The sequence below is a fragment of the Coraliomargarita algicola genome, assembly GCF_033878955.1.
GTDB lineage: Bacteria > Verrucomicrobiota > Verrucomicrobiia > Opitutales > Coraliomargaritaceae > Thalassobacterium > Thalassobacterium algicola.
Genome location: NZ_CP138858.1, coordinates 3,194,442 through 3,210,655, shown reverse-complemented (window position 1 = coordinate 3,210,655; position 16,214 = coordinate 3,194,442). Strand labels below are relative to the sequence as shown.

At 55.6% G+C, this 16,214-nt stretch carries 10 protein-coding genes; 6 read left to right on the top strand and 4 right to left on the bottom strand.

Annotation, left to right across the window (positions count from 1 at the left end):
- Positions 1-8 precede the first annotated feature (8 nt).
- Together SH580_RS12975 and SH580_RS12970 are read right to left on the bottom strand one after the other, a co-directional pair.
- Positions 9-188 carry a hypothetical protein gene (locus SH580_RS12975; protein ID WP_319831282.1) on the bottom strand — a complete coding sequence of 60 codons (180 nt, stop codon included), beginning with the start codon at positions 186-188 and terminating at the stop codon, positions 9-11.
- Positions 189-198: 10 nt separating this feature from the next.
- Entirely contained in the window at positions 199-1,650 is a 1,452-nt protein-coding gene (locus tag SH580_RS12970; RefSeq protein ID WP_319831281.1) for a hypothetical protein, read from the bottom strand.
- Between the two features lie 242 nt (positions 1,651-1,892).
- On the opposite strand from SH580_RS12970, the gene SH580_RS12965 reads away from it, so the two are divergent.
- A complete protein-coding gene (locus tag SH580_RS12965) occupies positions 1,893-4,031 on the top strand; it encodes a DUF455 family protein (protein ID WP_319831280.1) in 2,139 nt (712 codons plus the stop codon).
- Between the two features lie 155 nt (positions 4,032-4,186).
- The gene (gene mqo / locus SH580_RS12960; RefSeq protein ID WP_319831279.1) at positions 4,187-5,698 is read left to right on the top strand and encodes a malate dehydrogenase (quinone); all 1,512 of its coding nucleotides are present in this window, start codon (positions 4,187-4,189) and stop codon (positions 5,696-5,698) included.
- A 352-nt stretch (positions 5,699-6,050) separates the two neighbouring features.
- On the opposite strand, the gene SH580_RS12955 is transcribed toward mqo, so the two are convergent.
- Positions 6,051-6,575 carry a hypothetical protein gene (locus tag SH580_RS12955; RefSeq protein WP_319831278.1) on the bottom strand — a complete coding sequence of 175 codons (525 nt, stop codon included), beginning with the start codon at positions 6,573-6,575 and terminating at the stop codon, positions 6,051-6,053.
- Between the two features lie 356 nt (positions 6,576-6,931).
- On the opposite strand from SH580_RS12955, the gene SH580_RS12950 reads away from it, so the two are divergent.
- The 4 genes from SH580_RS12950 to SH580_RS12935 all read left to right on the top strand — a co-directional run bounded on the left by SH580_RS12950 (position 6,932) and on the right by SH580_RS12935 (position 13,631).
- Positions 6,932-8,296 (top strand): efflux transporter outer membrane subunit, encoded by a 1,365-nt coding sequence (locus tag SH580_RS12950; protein ID WP_319831277.1) that lies wholly within the window; start codon positions 6,932-6,934, stop codon positions 8,294-8,296.
- Between the two features lie 55 nt (positions 8,297-8,351).
- Complete coding sequence (locus tag SH580_RS12945; protein ID WP_308985860.1) at positions 8,352-9,527, top strand: efflux RND transporter periplasmic adaptor subunit; 1,176 nt, start codon at positions 8,352-8,354, stop codon at positions 9,525-9,527.
- The gene (locus SH580_RS12940; RefSeq protein ID WP_319831276.1) at positions 9,528-12,698 is read left to right on the top strand and encodes an efflux RND transporter permease subunit; all 3,171 of its coding nucleotides are present in this window, start codon (positions 9,528-9,530) and stop codon (positions 12,696-12,698) included.
- Between the two features lie 426 nt (positions 12,699-13,124).
- Entirely contained in the window at positions 13,125-13,631 is a 507-nt protein-coding gene (locus SH580_RS12935; protein ID WP_319831275.1) for a cyclic nucleotide-binding domain-containing protein, read from the top strand.
- 128 nt (positions 13,632-13,759) lie between these two features.
- Here the strand turns inward: SH580_RS12935 and SH580_RS12930 are convergent, their stop codons facing one another.
- Positions 13,760-16,102: a DNA topoisomerase 3 gene (locus SH580_RS12930; RefSeq protein WP_319831274.1), complete on the bottom strand. Its 2,343-nt coding sequence runs from the start codon at positions 16,100-16,102 to the stop codon at positions 13,760-13,762.
- Positions 16,103-16,214: the final 112 nt, after the last annotated feature.

Here is a 16,214-nt window from a genome sequence, read left to right as displayed (position 1 = left end):
TTTTAGCATTAAAACACTCGCTTACGACGAATTTCTTCCTCACTACGCGCCCGCGCACGGCTTTGCTCCAAAAGAACCTCCTGCATTTCCTCAGAAAACTCTTCACGAAACTGGGCGTACTCTTCTTCGGAGTCAAAAGCAGGGACGAACTCGCCTGCAAGATCTGGGACGATAACCATGTCAGTCATAAGGTTTCCTTTAGTTGATTTGGCTTAAATTGCTCACGTAGAGAGCATAGGGGGTAAATTTTTGCAAGTCCGATTTAATGAGATTTTCTGCACCGTTCAGCGACGAGCCTAAGTCAAAAATCAGCTTCTCAGGCAAGTGACAAGCAACCAAGCCAGAAGTTTCATATCCATTCCTCGTAGCATCCCAAATAATTTCGCCCAGCACCTTGCGCTGCTCAAACAATCCCGGCGTCGAGAGTTCACAGACCCAAATAAAATGTGGCATCGGCAAATAACGATAAACCTCTGCCACAGAGGAATGCCCCATGCCTCGCTCCAAGATTCGCCCCTTAAAAGAGGTGCCAGTCGTTAAAAAGATGCGGAGCATCAGCGTTTCATTCTGCAGGGTAGGAGATTCGCTAATAAACTTTGCCAGCGATAGTTCGGCCGCTTTTCGAAATCCTTCTGGGCTCAAATAAACCTTATCCGGCAAAGGGGCGATAAAACTATCAATTTGACTAAACTCAAATCTAGAGTCGTTTGCCGACAATGCACCCCCTTGGCGTAGAGGCTGATAAGGAAAGGTATTATCGTCGCTGATCACAAAGCCTTGATTAAACTCAGACGAATAATGCAGGCGTTTATCATCCGCGATTAGCAGCGAATCAATATTAGAAAAATGACCAAAAGCTGAAATGACGTGTTGCGGCACCCCCACAAGACAAGGAATCCCCGACTCGATATAGGTATATAGTAGGTGCTCAAACTGATCCTTATGCTGATCTCTCGAATATATTAATGGCTCAAAGCTATGCTGACGAAGTGCTTCTGCCATTTGCCACATCGTCAAGCCATCGGACGGATACATGCGCCCAATCGAGTAATCTTTTGTTAATTGTCCGATCTGGAATGGATGAATTTCCCCATACCGAGAGTATCGATTACTGAAATAACGAAGAACCGTCCAAAGAGCCGACTGCGCACATACCGTAACATCTGCATCTTGACTAATAAACGGAAAGCCATGAACCTCTAGCGAAACACCGAGCAAGTGAATTTCCTCAGCACAGGTTCGGATATGAGCTTCGCCCACTCGTGAATCAACAGGGCAGATTAAAGTTCGTCCGACACAATTTGGCCGAGTCGGGCGAATAACCGAATACCCTAAATAACTGCGCTGCATTCGCTCGACATCTACCAATGCCGCCTTATCGAGCACTTCATTAAAAAAGTGAAGACGATTACAACGCGAATTCGGCGTTTGAAAACGCTTTGAATGGTAGTTCGAGAACGTATCACGGTAGTCCTTATCAATGTAATGCCGTTCCACTAGAACCGTCTTCACTGCCCCGCCAAACGCCTGTTCAAACTTAGCCAGCCCTCTTTTATCCAAATGCGGAGCAGCTACCTTCAAAACCTCAGACCATTCACCACCATTCTCAAAGACCACAATGGGGAGCACGCCTGATTCATCGATAATCATATGACCGACAGTTCAACGCTTTGCCTAATTTCTTCAACTTTAATCGAACCGAGCCCACTCAGAAATAGTATTGCGAAACACTGACTCGGCGGACGAAATACAAATTTTCGCAAAATAGGCGCTTATATGCACAACATCTGCAACTTTTCTGACTGTCGAAAATACCGATATACGCTGCTGCATCAATGGGATCCGCTCTACATCGCAGCTGACAAAGAATTTGAGCCGCTATAAATCGAGCGATGGCGATACAACTTCAGGAATTTGCGGAACAGGTCCTCTTCGGAACCAGCATCGAGGCAAAGCTCAGCTTTCCGCGCGAAGAGATTATCGACACCCGCCCTGGCGATCCGATCGTCACCCCGCGTCAGCTCACGCGTCCCCAACATCTATTGCTGCGCGACGACGGCGTGCGCGCCAAGCATCCGAGTCAGGCAAAACTGGTGGACGAAAAAGAGCGGGGCAAATTACTGCATTTTTTCGGAAATCACGAGCTACTGGCCACCGAACTGATGGCACTGGCGATTTTGAAGTTTCCCGATGCGCCCGCTAGCTTCCGACGCGGCCTACTGGAAACCCTCAAGGACGAACAGATCCACACCCGCCTCTACATGCACCGCATGGAACAATGCGGCGTCGAGTTTGGCGAACTGCCCCTCAACGATTACTTCTGGAAGAGTGTCTCCTCGATGGAAGATCCGCTGGATTATGTTACCCGCCTCTCACTCACCTTTGAACAGGCCAACCTCGATTACTCCCGCGAATATGGCAAAGTGTTCAATACCGTCGGCGACTCGGGCACCGCCAAAATTTTAAACAAAATCTACCAGGATGAAATCGAGCACGTAGGCTTCGGACTAAAATGGTTCCGCCACTGGAAGGCCTCCGGCAAGACCGATTGGGAGGCGTATCGCGAACGCCTCGTCTTTCCGCTCTCTCCCGCACGTGCCAAGGGCAACGACTTCAATGCCGCCGGGCGCCTCGAAGCTGGCTTGGATCAGGGCTTCATCCAGGACTTGAAAATTTTCCAACAATCGCGCGGCCGCACGCCTAATGTTTTGTGGTTCAACCCACAGGCCGAGCAATGCGCGGCGAGCAATCGTGTGGTTGCCCACCCGAAGGTCAGCCAGCAGTTACAAAGTGATCTGGCCTTTCTGCCGGCTTACCTCTCACGTCAGGATGATGTGCTGATCATGACACAGCCCCCCAGCGCTGAATTTCTGCGTCGCATTCAAGACTACGGCTTCCACCTGCCGGAAATCCATGTATCCGCACGCTCCGCCGACGGCGGTGGCGAACGCGCGCCCGACCTCAAACGCAAGCTCGGCGAGCTGCGCCCCTGGGCATGGAGCCCCGACAGTCGGGCTTTTTTTGAGCACTGCCTGCCGCACGTCGCCCGCCCGCGTGCCCACGATGCACTGTGGAACGAGTCGCTACGCGCGCTCTACTCCAAGGCCTGGAGCGCACAGTGGGGCCAGACCTTCGCTGCCGATCACCACGCGCTCGATTGGGTCGCCCCGGACTCCATCTATGGCCACGCAGTTCACAACTTCGAAGAGTTAACAGCCGCCCGTAAACACTTCGCCGAAGGGGGCTACCCGCACATCGTTTTCAAAGTCCCCTTCGCCACCGCCGCCCACGGCAACCGCTGCCTACTGGCCGACGAAGCGCTCTCCCCCGAGCTGTGCAAATGGCTGGAGACAGCCTGGCAACAGCAAAGCAGTGTTGTGGTCGAGCCCTGGCTAGAGCGTGTTTTCGACTTCTCCGTGCAATACGAAATGAGCGCCGAGGGCCTCAAGCACATCGGCTACGCTCGCATGGTCAACAACCCGCGCGGACAATTTCAGGGCATATTGACCAATGCCTTGTGCAAAGGGCTCGCCCCCAAACTCGTTCGTTTCCTCATGCAACGAGAACCCGAGCAAGGCCGCCCCCGCGTCTTCCACCACTTCGAAACAAGCCTCGCTCACAAATTGGAAGCTGCGCTGCACGCCGCACAATTTCGTGGGCCCATCGGAGTCGACGCACTGCTTTTCCGTGATCACAGCGGACAACTACAAATCAAAAGTGTAGTCGAAATCAACCCACGCTTCACCATGGGCCGGGTCGCCCTAGAACTGGAGTCGCACAACGCGCCGCGCTCCGTCGGCTACTTTCAGATCATGACTCGCTCCCAATTGCGCAAGACCGGCAGTCGAGATTTCAAGCAGTGGGCCGCTCAACTCACAAGCACACATCCAGTGCAAGTCAGCGCACGCGCACAACCGCAGATCCGCTCCGGCAGCTTCCCGCTCAACGATCCCACAACCGCGCAGCAATTCCTGGCCGTCTATCACGTAAGAGAATCCATCCACGACCTGCTCCAGGAGATCAGCCAATAAATCAGTCCCCATTTTAAGTGGTTTTAAGTAAAAAATACAGTATGGGTTTGATCTGTGCGCCATCGCTACTTTAGTCGGCGCGCATTAGAACGCGGGAGAATACGTGCACCTACCAGATCGGCACCTCCTTTGCTCTATAACGCCACACTATACCAATGACCACACGCACAGTTCGACCTTCCACAGGCCCTATTCTTAACAATCCAGATATCGTCCTCATCGGCGGCGGTATTATGAGCGCCACACTCGGCATCATGCTTAAGAAAATGAATCCCGACTTCACGATTCAAATCGTCGAGTCGCTCCCACGTGTCGCCTTGGAAAGCTCACATGCGTGGAACAACGCCGGCACCGGACACGCCGCGCTGTGCGAGCTCAACTACACGCCACAGAACGCCGACGGCAGCGTCGATGTCTCCAAGGCGATCAAAATCAACGAACAATTCGAGCACTCCAAACACTTCTGGGCCTACTTGGTCGAGCAAGGCGTGATCAAGGACCCCGGCGCATTTATCAAGCGCGTGCCCCACATGAGCTTCGTGCATGGCGAAAAGGATATCGAATTCCTGCGTCAGCGCTACCAAGCCCTCAGCGAGCAACACCTCTTCAACGAAATGGACTTCACCGAAGATCCAGCCACCATCGCAGAATGGGCGCCACTCCTGGGACAAGGCCGTAGCAATGCAGAGCCGATCGCCGTCACCCGAGTCGAGTCCGGCACCGACATCAACTTTGGCGCACTCACGCAGCAACTGATCGACTACCTCATTTCACTCGACGGCGTCGAACTCGCCATGCAGGCCCGCGTCACCGACATCGAGCAAAGAAAAGACGGCCGCTGGCGCCTAAAAATCGACAGCAAGAGCGAAGGCAAACGCAAGCTACGCGCCAAGTTCGCCTTCATTGGTGCCGGCGGTGGCTCGCTGCACCTACTGCAAAAGTCCGGCATCCCCGAGGGCAAAGGCTTTGGCGGCTTCCCCGTCAGCGGACAATTTCTCGTTTGCAAAAACCACGACATCATCGAGCAGCACGCCGCAAAGATTTATGGCAAAGCCGCTGTCGGCGCGCCGCCCATGTCGGTCCCACACCTCGACACCCGCGTGATCGATGGTAAGAAAGCCCTACTCTTTGGCCCCTATGCCGGCTTCTCACCTAAATTCCTGAAAGAAGGCTCCATGCTCGACCTGATCAAGTCCGTGAAGCTCGACAACATTTTGCCACTGCTCGCCGTCGGTCGCGACAACATGTCGCTCACCCAATATTTGATCAACGAATGCCGCAAATCGCACAGCGACCGCGTCGAAGGCCTGCGTGAATTCTTTCCCGCCGCCAAAGAAGAAGACTGGATGCTGGTCACCGCGGGCCAGCGCGTGCAGATCATTAAGAAAAGCCCTGACAGCACCGGTAAACTCGAATTTGGCACCGAAGTAGTGGCCGCACAAGACGGCAGCATCGCCGCCCTGCTCGGCGCTTCACCCGGCGCCTCCACCTCTGTTTCCATCATCGTCGAAGTGCTCGAAAAATGCTTCTCCCAAGAGATGCAAACCGATGCCTGGCAGAACAAACTCACAGAGATGCTGCCCGCCCACGGCAAATCCCTAGCCAAGTGCGAGACCACCTATCGTACCCTCCGCAAACGCGCCGACGCCGCACTCACGATCGCGTAGCCGGGGCCCTGCGGGCCAGTGGAGAGTAGAGAGTGGGAAGTGGGAAGAACCGCGCACCCTCCCCCCGAAACAAAGTTCCGAGGCCACGTATCCTCGATCCTCAGGATCGGGGCTGGCGGGCCCTGCGGGCCAGTAAGAAGTAGAGAGTAGGAAGTGAGAAGTCCAGCCACGCCCTCCCCGGAACGAAGTTCCGAGGCTACGTATCCTCGATCCTCTGGATCGGGGCCGGGGGCCCTGCGGGCCAGTGAGGAGTCGAGAGTGCGAAGTGAGAAGACCAGCAGCACCCTCCCCCCGGAACAAAGTTCCGAAGCTACGTATCCTCGATCCTCTGGATCGGGGCCGGCTGGACTTCTTAAGTCTCGTCCAGCAACGACTTTTGGTAAGCTGAAAAGCACTTCCAAAAGGAATCGCTCTCCCACTCATTCAGATCCGGAAAGCCGGGCACCATGCTGCCCGCGAAATCCCAATCTTGGGCGGACTCAACAAGTTTCGCGCGCACAGGGTTCTGACGCAAATAATTACACGTATCTGCAAACGCATTCCGTTCACGTGCCTCCTCACGTAGCACATGATCATGCGCCTGCTTCACCCACTCCAAAGGTAAATAGCGCCGAAGAAACTTAGTCGCCTTCAGCTGATCACTGCGAGCCGCAGCCCCCACCCAAATCAAATGCAGGTGATCCGGCATCAGCACATAACGCGCGCAGCCCAAATGATACCTCGCACAAGTGTGCAAAAGCGTTTCTCGAAACAGAGAATGAAACGCATCCCCCAACCAACCCTGACGCCGGTCTTTAACTACATAGGTCCACATCACATGCGCCGATCCCTGATAAAACTCAGCTGGCAGTCGGGGGAGTCGGCGCTCATTCCACATGAACCCAAAATAAGAAAATTAACGCCATTAAGACAAGACAAATATAAACGACAACCTCCCCCCCGGAACGAAGTTCCGAGGCCACGTATCCTCGATCCTCTGGATCGGGGCCGACGAGCCCTGCGGGCAAAAAAAACACTTCGACATAAAAGATTCTGAAACTATGCGCCGCATCTGACGATGTCTTCATTCGGGCCTTTTCTCTTGCCTGATTCAATAGACAAGCAATCCGAAAAAACTACCATTTTATTCAAACAATTGTTTGAAGAATTCTCAAAAATGCTCCTTTACTTTGCGAGCCTAGGCGCCGTCAGCGGATCCAACGCTGACGGCGCACTTTTATCGACAACTACACAGTGAAACCTACATTCTACTTTTGCCTTCCTTTTACGCTGCTGTTTACCAGCTGTGTCAGCATTCCCGAAAAACGTGCGCAGCAAGTCGATGAGGCGCTGGCCATTGCTCCGATCTACGCCACCAGCGAGTATCCGGACTTGGAACTGGTCGATTCTTTACTGGAGCTTTTCGATGACCCTCAGCTCAAGCAACTGGTCGAGCAAGCATGGGCTCACAATCCGGACTTGCTGATCGCGGCTTCAGAAATGGATGAAGCGGGCTTTAATTTTGAAAAATCCCGCGGGGCTCTGTTTCCTTCTTTGAGCGGCAATGGCGCTGCCAGTCGCGCCGGCTCCAACTCAAGCGCTGCCAGCAATACTTTTTCTGCCAGCTTGGATGTGGAATGGGAGGTCGATCTGTGGGGCGAGCTTCGCAATCAAACGCGCGCCGCCCAAGCGGACCAATTTGCCAGCGAAGCGAACTACCAAGCCACCCGCCAATCACTGGCCGCCCAAACCATGCAGGCCTGGTTCAATTTGATCGCGGCGGAGAAACAACTGAACCTGGCCGAGCGCGAGCGAGACAGCTTTGCCGACACCCACCAACTGGTGCAGCGCCGATACGAACAAGGCATCGTCACAATCACTGAAGTGGAGCTCGCGCATACCGATGCCGCCAGCGCCCGCGCCGACTACGAATCCAGCAAAGACGCTCGCGACCAAAGCGCCCGCGCCCTGAAAGCTCTGCTCGGCCAATACCCTGACGCCAGACTGTCAGCTTCAACGAACTGGCCCGCGCTGGATCGCAGCATTCCCAGCGGCCTGCCTTCGGAGCTGCTGCTAGCACGCCCCGACATTATTGCCGCCTATCAAAACATCCGCGCCGCGGATGCCCTGGCACGTGCCGCCTATGCGGACCTGTTTCCTTCTTTTACACTCACCGCCAGTGGCGGCCGCAGCTCCGATACATTGTCCGACCTTGGACGTAGCGCCTTCGATGTGTGGTCACTCGCCGGACAAATCAGTGCCCCCATTTTCGAAGCAGGTCAACGCCGCGCGGAAGTCGGAGCCGCCGATGCCCGCGCCGAGCAAGCTTACCAGAACTACCGCGCCGTTGTCATTAATGCATTCACCGAAGTGGAAAACGCGCTCAACTCGGAAGCCTACCTAGCACGCGAAGAAACGGCGCGCCTGGAAGCACTGGCAGCCGCCCGCCGCGCCGAAGCCAAGAGCCTGCGCGATTACGAATCCGGCCTGATCGACATTCTGGATCTCCTCGAGGCGCAGCGCCGTGTCTTCAGCACCGAAGCCCAAACCATCAGCTTACACAATCTACGACTCAGCAACCGCGTCAGCCTCGCCCTCGCCTTGGGCAAAGGCTTCTAAGAATCCTCTCTCTCACCCAAGCAAACGACCGCTCAAGCAGCCTGCAACATTCCGTATGACCGCATTACAACGCATCTCCAATATCGTCCTCCTACCGGCGATCCTCATCCTGGCCACGCTAATCATCTGGGTCATGATTAAGAACAAGCCCGAGCGGCCCAATGTCACGCCCCCCGCGATCATCCCCAGCGTGAGCTATGTGGAAGTCCAAGCACAAGCGACCACGCCTGACATCACCACCTACGGCAACGTACAAAGTTTCTTCGAAGCGCAACTCTCCGCTCAAGTCAGCGGCGAAATCCGACACATCAGCCCCAGTTTCAACGCAGGTCAATTCGTGCAGGCTGGCGAGCTACTGGTGGAAATTGATCCATCCGACTATCAAGCCGTAATCGCTCAAGAAGAGGCCAACCTCGCCAGCATGCAACAAGCACTCAGCGAGGAGAGCATTCGCGCCGACCTGGCCGCTCAAGACTGGACCGAGTCCGGCCGCGCCCTGGAAGACGCCAGCGAGCTCACTCTGCGCCAACCACAACTCGCCGCCGCCCAAGCCAGCGTCGCCTCCGCTCAAGCCAGCCTGCAAAAAGCACAGCTGGATCTCGACCGCACAAAAATTCGCGCTCCCTTTGATGCAATCATCCAAAACCGCAGCGCCAGCCCGGGTAACATCGTCAATAACGGCAGCACCCTCGGCAGCCTAATCGCCACCGAAAAAGCCGAAGTGCGACTACCACTCACGGCCACCCAAGTGCAACGCCTCCACTTGCAGACCCCCTCTGCGGACTCGGCCAACAAAGCCCCCCTACGGGCCACACTCACCACAGCCACTCAGCCCAACGCACAATGGACCGCTACCATCACTCGCACGGAACCCAGCGTCGATCTCAACAATCAAGTCATTTACGTCATCGGCGAAATCGCCGAGCCCTTTGCCAATCCACAGGCCTTCCTGCCGATCGGCTCCTTCGTCGACGCACGCATCCCTGCCCGCACCATTGAAGATGCCTTCCGCGTGCCCAATACCGCACTGGTCGAAGACCGCTTTGTCTGGATCGTCGATGCCGATGATACACTGCAGCAATTGCCTGTCACCCGACTGGTGGCCGACGGCGACGAACTCATTCTACATATCGATGCCGTATCCAAAGATTCCATACTTAAGATCGCCACTCGCCCGTTGAATTCATTTCGCATCGGCCAAAAAGTTCAACCACACGCGAAAGCACGCTAAATGAGTCCCATCAAAAAACATCCAATCATCGCGTGGTTTTGCGACAACACCGTCGTCGCCAACATCCTGATGCTGATTATCCTCGGCATGGGGATCTCCACAGCCATCAGCGTGCGCAAGGAAGCCTTCCCTTCCTTCGACGCGGAAAGCGTCACAGTCAGCGTTCCCTTTCGTGGAGGCACTCCGGAAGATGTCGAGCGCGGGGTTGCGATCAAAATTGAAGAATCCTTGCAAGGCATCAAAGGCATCGACCACATCAGTAGCACCTCCACCGAATCGAATGCCAAGGTCACCATAAACGCGATCGAAGATTATTCGATCACCAAACTGCTGGACGATGTCAAAATTCAAGTCGACGCCATCTCCAGTTTCCCCGAACAAGCCGAGAAACCCATCATCACCGAAAACCAACGCTCGCACGATGTGTTGCGGGTCAACCTCTACGGCGATGTTGCCGAAAGCGTGCTCAAAGAAGCTGCCCGCACCCTGCGCGACGATCTACTCAAACTTAAAAACATCACTCTGGTCGAAACCAGCGGTGCCCGCGATTACGAAGTCTCGGTCGAAGTATCCGAAAATCAACTACGCGCTTACAACCTCACTTTCAACGAAGTCGCCGATGCGATCTCCAACAACTCCATCGACCTCTCCGGTGGTGTCGTGCGCAGCGACAGTGGCGACATCTCCGTGCGCACCCGCGACCAGGCCTATGTCGCAGCCGACTTCGCCAAGATCCCACTACGCACCGAAGCCGATGGCACCCGCATTTTACTCGGGGACATCGCCGAAATTCGCGACGGATTTGTCGATCAAGAATACCTGAGCCGCTTTAACGGGCAGCCCTCCGTCGGACTCTCGATCACTTCCGAGGGTGACAACGACATCATTAAAGCCGCCGACGAAGCCACTCAGTTCGTGGCCAGCTATGCCGAAGTGTATGGCCTGCCCGAAGGCGTGCAAATCAGCAGCTGGCAAGACGGCTCCGAGTCCATCCGCTCCCGTCTCAAGCTACTCATCGACAATGGCATCCTAGGCGTGCTCTTGGTCTTAATCTCTCTCGCCCTCTTTCTCAATCTACGGCTCGCCTTCTGGGTCGCGCTTGGCATTCCCATCTCGATCGCCGGCGCATTGGCCGCCTTCCCTTTTCCGCTGATCGACATCTCGCTCAATCAGCTCACCGCCTTCGCCTTTATTATCGTGCTCGGGATCATCGTCGACGACGCGATCGTGATCGGCGAATCCATCTATAGCACCAAAGAAGAGGACGAAGCCAAGGGCGAACATCACAAAAACGACCTGCACTCCACCGTGCGCGGGGTCTCCAAGGTCGTCACGCCCGCCACCTTCGGTGTGCTCACCACCATAGCCGCCTTCTATCCGCTCACTCAAGTGTCCGGCCGCATGGGCAATGTTTTCGGCCAGATCGCCACAGGTGTGATTCTCTGCCTCATCTTCTCACTGGTTGAATCCAAGCTCATACTGCCCTCCCACCTGAACCACATTCGGATCAAACACGAGCCGAAGAATTTCATCAGTCGTCGCTGGGCTCGCTTCCAAGAGGCAATCGCTCGCGGACTCAAGTATTTCGTCCAGCGCCTCTATCAACCGGCCATGCGCGCCATGATTCCCTATCGCTACGTCACCTTGGCCGCTTTTATCGCCGTGCTGATTCTAGTCATCGGCCTACTACCGTCGGGCAAGCTGCGCTTCGTCTTCTTCCCCGACATCTATCGCGATTCCATTTCGGCCAACCTCGAACTCGAGCAAGGCCTGCCAGTGGATTACCTGCACGAGAATGCCAACATGATCGCCGACGCCCTGCAGCAAACCATTCGTGAGCTGGAAAGTAAGTCCGGCGAAACCCTACTCCGCCACATCTCCGTCAACGCCTCCTCCAATACCGCAGCCTCCATCGCGGCCGAGCTCACCACATCCGAGACCCGCACCATCACCACCGGCGACATTGTTAAAGCATGGCGTTCCAAAATTCCGCCCATCTCCGGCGCCAAAGCACTCACAATCTCCGGCACCCGCGGCCCCGGGCAAGGCCTCGAAATACAACTCGCCAGTCAGTCACTGGACGACCTACAAGTCGCCGCAGAGGCCATGAAAGCCAAAGTCGCTACGTATCCAGGAATCCATGACATCCAAGACACCTTCGACTCCGGACGTCCCGAGATACAAGTGCAGCTCACGCCCGCCGGTCAAGCCGCAGGCTACAACAAGCAACTACTGGCCAACAACGTGCGCAGCGCCTTCTACGGCACCGAAGCCCAACGCGTGCAACGCGGTCGCGACGAAGTTAAGGTCATGGTCCGCTACCCGATCGAAGAACGCAGCCAGTTAGAAACACTGCGCGACATGCGCATCCGCACCGACGACGGCAGCGCCGTGCCCTTCTCCGTCGTCGCCGACACACAATACGGCGACTCCCTCGCCTCCATCGAACGCTTCGACAACAACCGCATCGTCTCCGTCAAAGCAGACATTGATAAGGCCGTCACCTCCAGTGAAGAAGTCCTGGCACTACTGGGCGAAGATTACTTCCCCACCTTCCTGGCAGAGCACCCCAACGTCAGTATCAACCTCTACGGCGAAGCCGAGCAACGCGCCAAGTCCGTGCAATCCCTACTGCGCGGCTTCGGACTCTCGATCCTAATGATCTACATTTTGATCGCGGTGCCCCTCAAGTCCTACACCAAGCCCCTATTCATCATGTCCGTGATTCCCTTCGGTATCATCGGCGCCTTGCTCGGGCACTTTCTGATCGGCATCCCGATCAGCATCCTATCCGTCTTCGGCATCCTCGCGCTCAGCGGCATCGTAGTCAACGACTCACTCGTGTTGATGTCGCGCCTCGACGACTTAGGCATCGAAGCCCCCGACACCCCACTCGCCGAGCGCATCATCCGCGCAGGCGGCGAGCGCTTCCGCGCCATCTTGCTCACCACGCTCACCACCTTTGTAGGCTTAATCCCACTACTCGCAGAAACATCGACCCAGGCACAATTCTTAAAGCCCATGGCCGTATCCGTCGGCTTCGGCGTCGTCTTCGCCACCGGCATAACATTGGTGTTGCTGCCGATCATGATCCTAATCGCCAACGACCTACGCAGTGGCTTCAGCCACTCCTACAATCATTGGCGCGGCATGATCTTCGGGCGCAAGTAAATCGGGTAGATTCAAAGAGTAAGACAGGCGCCCCGCCTGTCTTACGTTGCTGTGACTGAAGTGACTATAGTTCGTTAAGGTTCGGAGTTCCGCTTTTAAGCGGCCGCGTTAGACAGGCCACAAAAATGGGAACGTCCAACGTTCAACTTTGAACGTTGGACGTTGAATTATTAATACACTCTCATTCAAAATTCGACGTTGGACGTTGAATGTTCGACGTTCCTCCCCCCTTCTTAGGTAGCCTCGGTTCTCAGAACCGGGGAGCGTCCGCGGTCTTCACCCATGCGTCGCTTTCAGCTATGCAGGCCGCAGCAAGTGAAGCCCCTGCGAGAAAGATCCCGCACAAAGAGCAAGTCTTGACGAAGCGGCCTGCTTACAAAAGATTCATCGCCGACACATCTCTTGTCCCAAGTCGCGCGCTGAATCATGATCCCCCCGAAACCACAATTCGAAGCACTGACAGATCCCAAATCCGTTTTACCGATTCTCGAAAAGATCTCATTTCTCGGCGGGATCACAGATGAAAAGCGAGCACTCATTTTCCAGTATTTTCAGGTCGCTCACTTTACAAAAGGCGCCTACATCGCCAAAGAAGGGGAAGAGCCCTCACACCTTTACATCATTCAAGGCGGCCAAGTAGAGCTACAGATCACCGATCGCTCCATCACTGTCAGCAAGCGCAGCTTCCATGTGGGCGACTGTTTTGGCGAGGCGGCCATGCTCTCGCTGATCAATAACACCGCCTCCTTTGTCGCTGCCGAAGACTGCACACTCATCATGCTCTCACGCCGCAACTTAAACAAATTGCGCGGCGAGGCGCCCGACATATTTTGCCAACTGATGGTCAACCTCGCCCGCGACCTTGCCCGCAAACTGCAATACACCGACATGATGTTATTAAAAATGCAGCCCGGCTCGCCAATACATATATAAACAAAGCGCTGCAAGACGAGGCTCCACACCTCACGATTGAGTAATCTCTCAACATTGAACCTAGGACTCATGCTTCGCCCAAAGACTCTACCGGGCAAACCGTATGATATTCGACCTATTGTCAGCCTCTACGAAAAGTCGAATTTCACTTCGCCGTTCACTACCTTTAACTTGGCATCGAAATCTTTGCCAGCTTTGGATTTGAAGCCGCTGAGAGTTTCGGTGCTGCCGGTCTGTAAGAGTTGTTGCGCCACCTCCAAGGGGATCTCTTTTTGCGCCATGCTTTTCCAAATGACAAATTTGCAGCCGTTGCGCCAGTTGGAACAGCCGTAGGCTTTACGGCCGATGACGACGTCGCCGCCGCAGGTGGGGCACTGCCCGAGGCCTTCTTGACCGGCTTCTTTTTTGGCGACTTCGGCTTCTTCGAAACTGAAATTGCCTTGTTTGTCCAGTTGAATGGTGGCGAAGCGTTTGCTTCCGTCGACTTCGATGGGGTGCGGGGTGAGGCTGCGCTTATGGGTCAGTATCTCACGGGCGAGTTGGGGCCCGATGCCTAGCCCCCAGAGTTCACCGGGCAGGACGAATTTGCAGCCGGCCTTCCAATCGGAGCAACCATAGGCGGCCTTGCCGCGGATGACGGGCGCGTTGCAGATGGGACAGGGCCCGAGGTTGGCGAGGCTGACAGTTTTGGCGGAAGTGCATTGCAAAATCTCGCGGGTGTAGTCGGCGACCTCAGACATGAATTGGGCGGGATCATACTCGCCACGCTCGACTTGTTTGAGCCGGAATTCCCAGTTGCCGGTGAGTTCGGGGGACTTAAGGCGCTCGTCTTGGATCAGGGAAATGAGGCCGCGGCCAGACTCGGTGCTGATGAGGTTTTTCTTTTTGCGTTCGACATAGTTGCGCGAAATGAGGACTTCGATGATGGAGGCGCGGGTGGCGGGGGTGCCGACGCCTTTGTCCTTGAGCGCTTCTTTGAGGGCTTCGTCGGTCACGATCTTACCGGCGGTCTCCATGAGTTGTAGCAAGGTGGCTTCGTTGAAGCGCTTGGGCGCGGAGGTTTTAAACTGGGGCAGCGAGGGCTGGTGTGGATTGCTTTCGCCCTTTTGGAAGTCGGGCAGTTCCTGCGCGGCGTCGTCGGCCTTGCCTTTGGTCTTTTTGGTGGTCTCCACGGGCTCGGATTTGCCGTAGAGTGCCTGCCAGCCGGCATCGACCAGGACTTTGCCACGGGCGCGAAAGGGTTCTCCGGCAGCAACGGCATTGACCACGGTGACGGCCTTAATGCAGGGCGGATAGAAGACGGCGATTAGGCGGGTGACCACTGCCTGATAGAGCTTGCGCTCGTCGCCGGCGAGGGAGTCGCCGAGCACTTCGGTGGGCAGGATGGCATGGTGATCGGAGACCTTTTTATCGTCAACGATGCGGGCATTGAAGGGGAGCGCGGCAGTGTCGAGCTTGTCGATCTCTTCGGGCTTGAGGCGGCGCAGGGCTTCTAGCAGCGGGGGGATGGTGGGCTGGATGTCGCTGCTGATATAGCGGCTGTCGGTGCGGGGGTAAGTGAGGTGCTTACTTTCGTAGAGGTTTTGCGCGAGCTTGAGCGTCTGATCGGCGGTGAAGCCGTAGCGCTTATTCATGTCCTGCTGCAGGGAGGTGAGGTCGTAGAGCTGGGGCGGGTTGGCCTTTTCGTTCTTTTTAGTGACGGATTTGACCACCAATTCCTGGCCGGTGACTTTTTCCAGAATGGCCTGAGCCTTGGCCTGATCTTCGAATTTGCCGCCGGTGTGCTTGAAGGTGGCCTCACGGCAGAGGGTGTGGACCTCCCAGAAGTCCTTGGGCTTGAAGTATTCGATCTCGAGGTCGCGGTTAACGATCATGGCGAGAATGGGGGTCTGCACCCGGCCGAGACTGAGCAGGAGGTTGCGCTTGCCGTATTCGACGGTAAAGAAACGGGTGGCGTTGAGCCCCACGATCCAGTCGGCCTCGCTGCGGCATTTGGCGGCGTAATAGAGGCGGTCGTAGTCGGTGCTGGAGGCCAGTTTCTTAAAGCCTTTTTCAATGGCGGCATTGGTCAAGGAGCTGATCCAGAGGCGCTTGCAGGGCTTATTTTCGCACTCGGTCCAGGTGAGGATGTAGCGAAAGATCAGCTCCCCCTCACGGCCGGCGTCCGTCGCGCAGACAATTTCGTCGGCTTCTTGAAAGAGTTTTTTAATGATCATCAGCTGATCATGTGCGGAGCCGTCCTTACGCGAGCGCAGTTTAAATTCGTCGGGAATGATGGGCAGATTACTGAGGCGCCAGGGCTTCCAATCAGGCTGGTACTCTTCGGGCTCTTGCAGCTCCACCATGTGGCCGAAGGCCCAGGTGACCGCCCACTCGTCGTTTCGCAAAACCCCCGGCCCCTTGCTGGTAGCTTTGAGGTATTTCGCGATATCGCGGGCGACGGAGGGTTTTTCTGCTAAAACAACTTTCATGAGGTGTGGGTCGCACACTGTTGCGGCTTCGATAGTTCGTGCCAGACAAAAGAGAAAAAATACCGAGAATGAGGTTGAACCGTTCCGCTTTGGCACCAAACCGGATTCAGTA

What these genes read in the sequence shown, in the direction of transcription:
- SH580_RS12975 (WP_319831282.1), bottom strand. Translation starts at nt 188, where the DNA reads ATGACTGACATGGTTATCGTCCCAGATCTTGCAGGCGAGTTCGTCCCT.
- SH580_RS12970 (WP_319831281.1), bottom strand. Translation starts at nt 1,650, where the DNA reads ATGATTATCGATGAATCAGGCGTGCTCCCCATTGTGGTCTTTGAGAAT.
- SH580_RS12965 (WP_319831280.1), top strand. Translation starts at nt 1,893, where the DNA reads ATGGCGATACAACTTCAGGAATTTGCGGAACAGGTCCTCTTCGGAACC.
- mqo (WP_319831279.1), top strand. Translation starts at nt 4,187, where the DNA reads ATGACCACACGCACAGTTCGACCTTCCACAGGCCCTATTCTTAACAAT.
- SH580_RS12955 (WP_319831278.1), bottom strand. Translation starts at nt 6,575, where the DNA reads ATGTGGAATGAGCGCCGACTCCCCCGACTGCCAGCTGAGTTTTATCAG.
- SH580_RS12945 (WP_308985860.1), top strand. Translation starts at nt 8,352, where the DNA reads ATGACCGCATTACAACGCATCTCCAATATCGTCCTCCTACCGGCGATC.
- SH580_RS12940 (WP_319831276.1), top strand. Translation starts at nt 9,528, where the DNA reads ATGAGTCCCATCAAAAAACATCCAATCATCGCGTGGTTTTGCGACAAC.
- SH580_RS12935 (WP_319831275.1), top strand. Translation starts at nt 13,125, where the DNA reads ATGATCCCCCCGAAACCACAATTCGAAGCACTGACAGATCCCAAATCC.
- SH580_RS12930 (WP_319831274.1), bottom strand. Translation starts at nt 16,102, where the DNA reads ATGAAAGTTGTTTTAGCAGAAAAACCCTCCGTCGCCCGCGATATCGCG.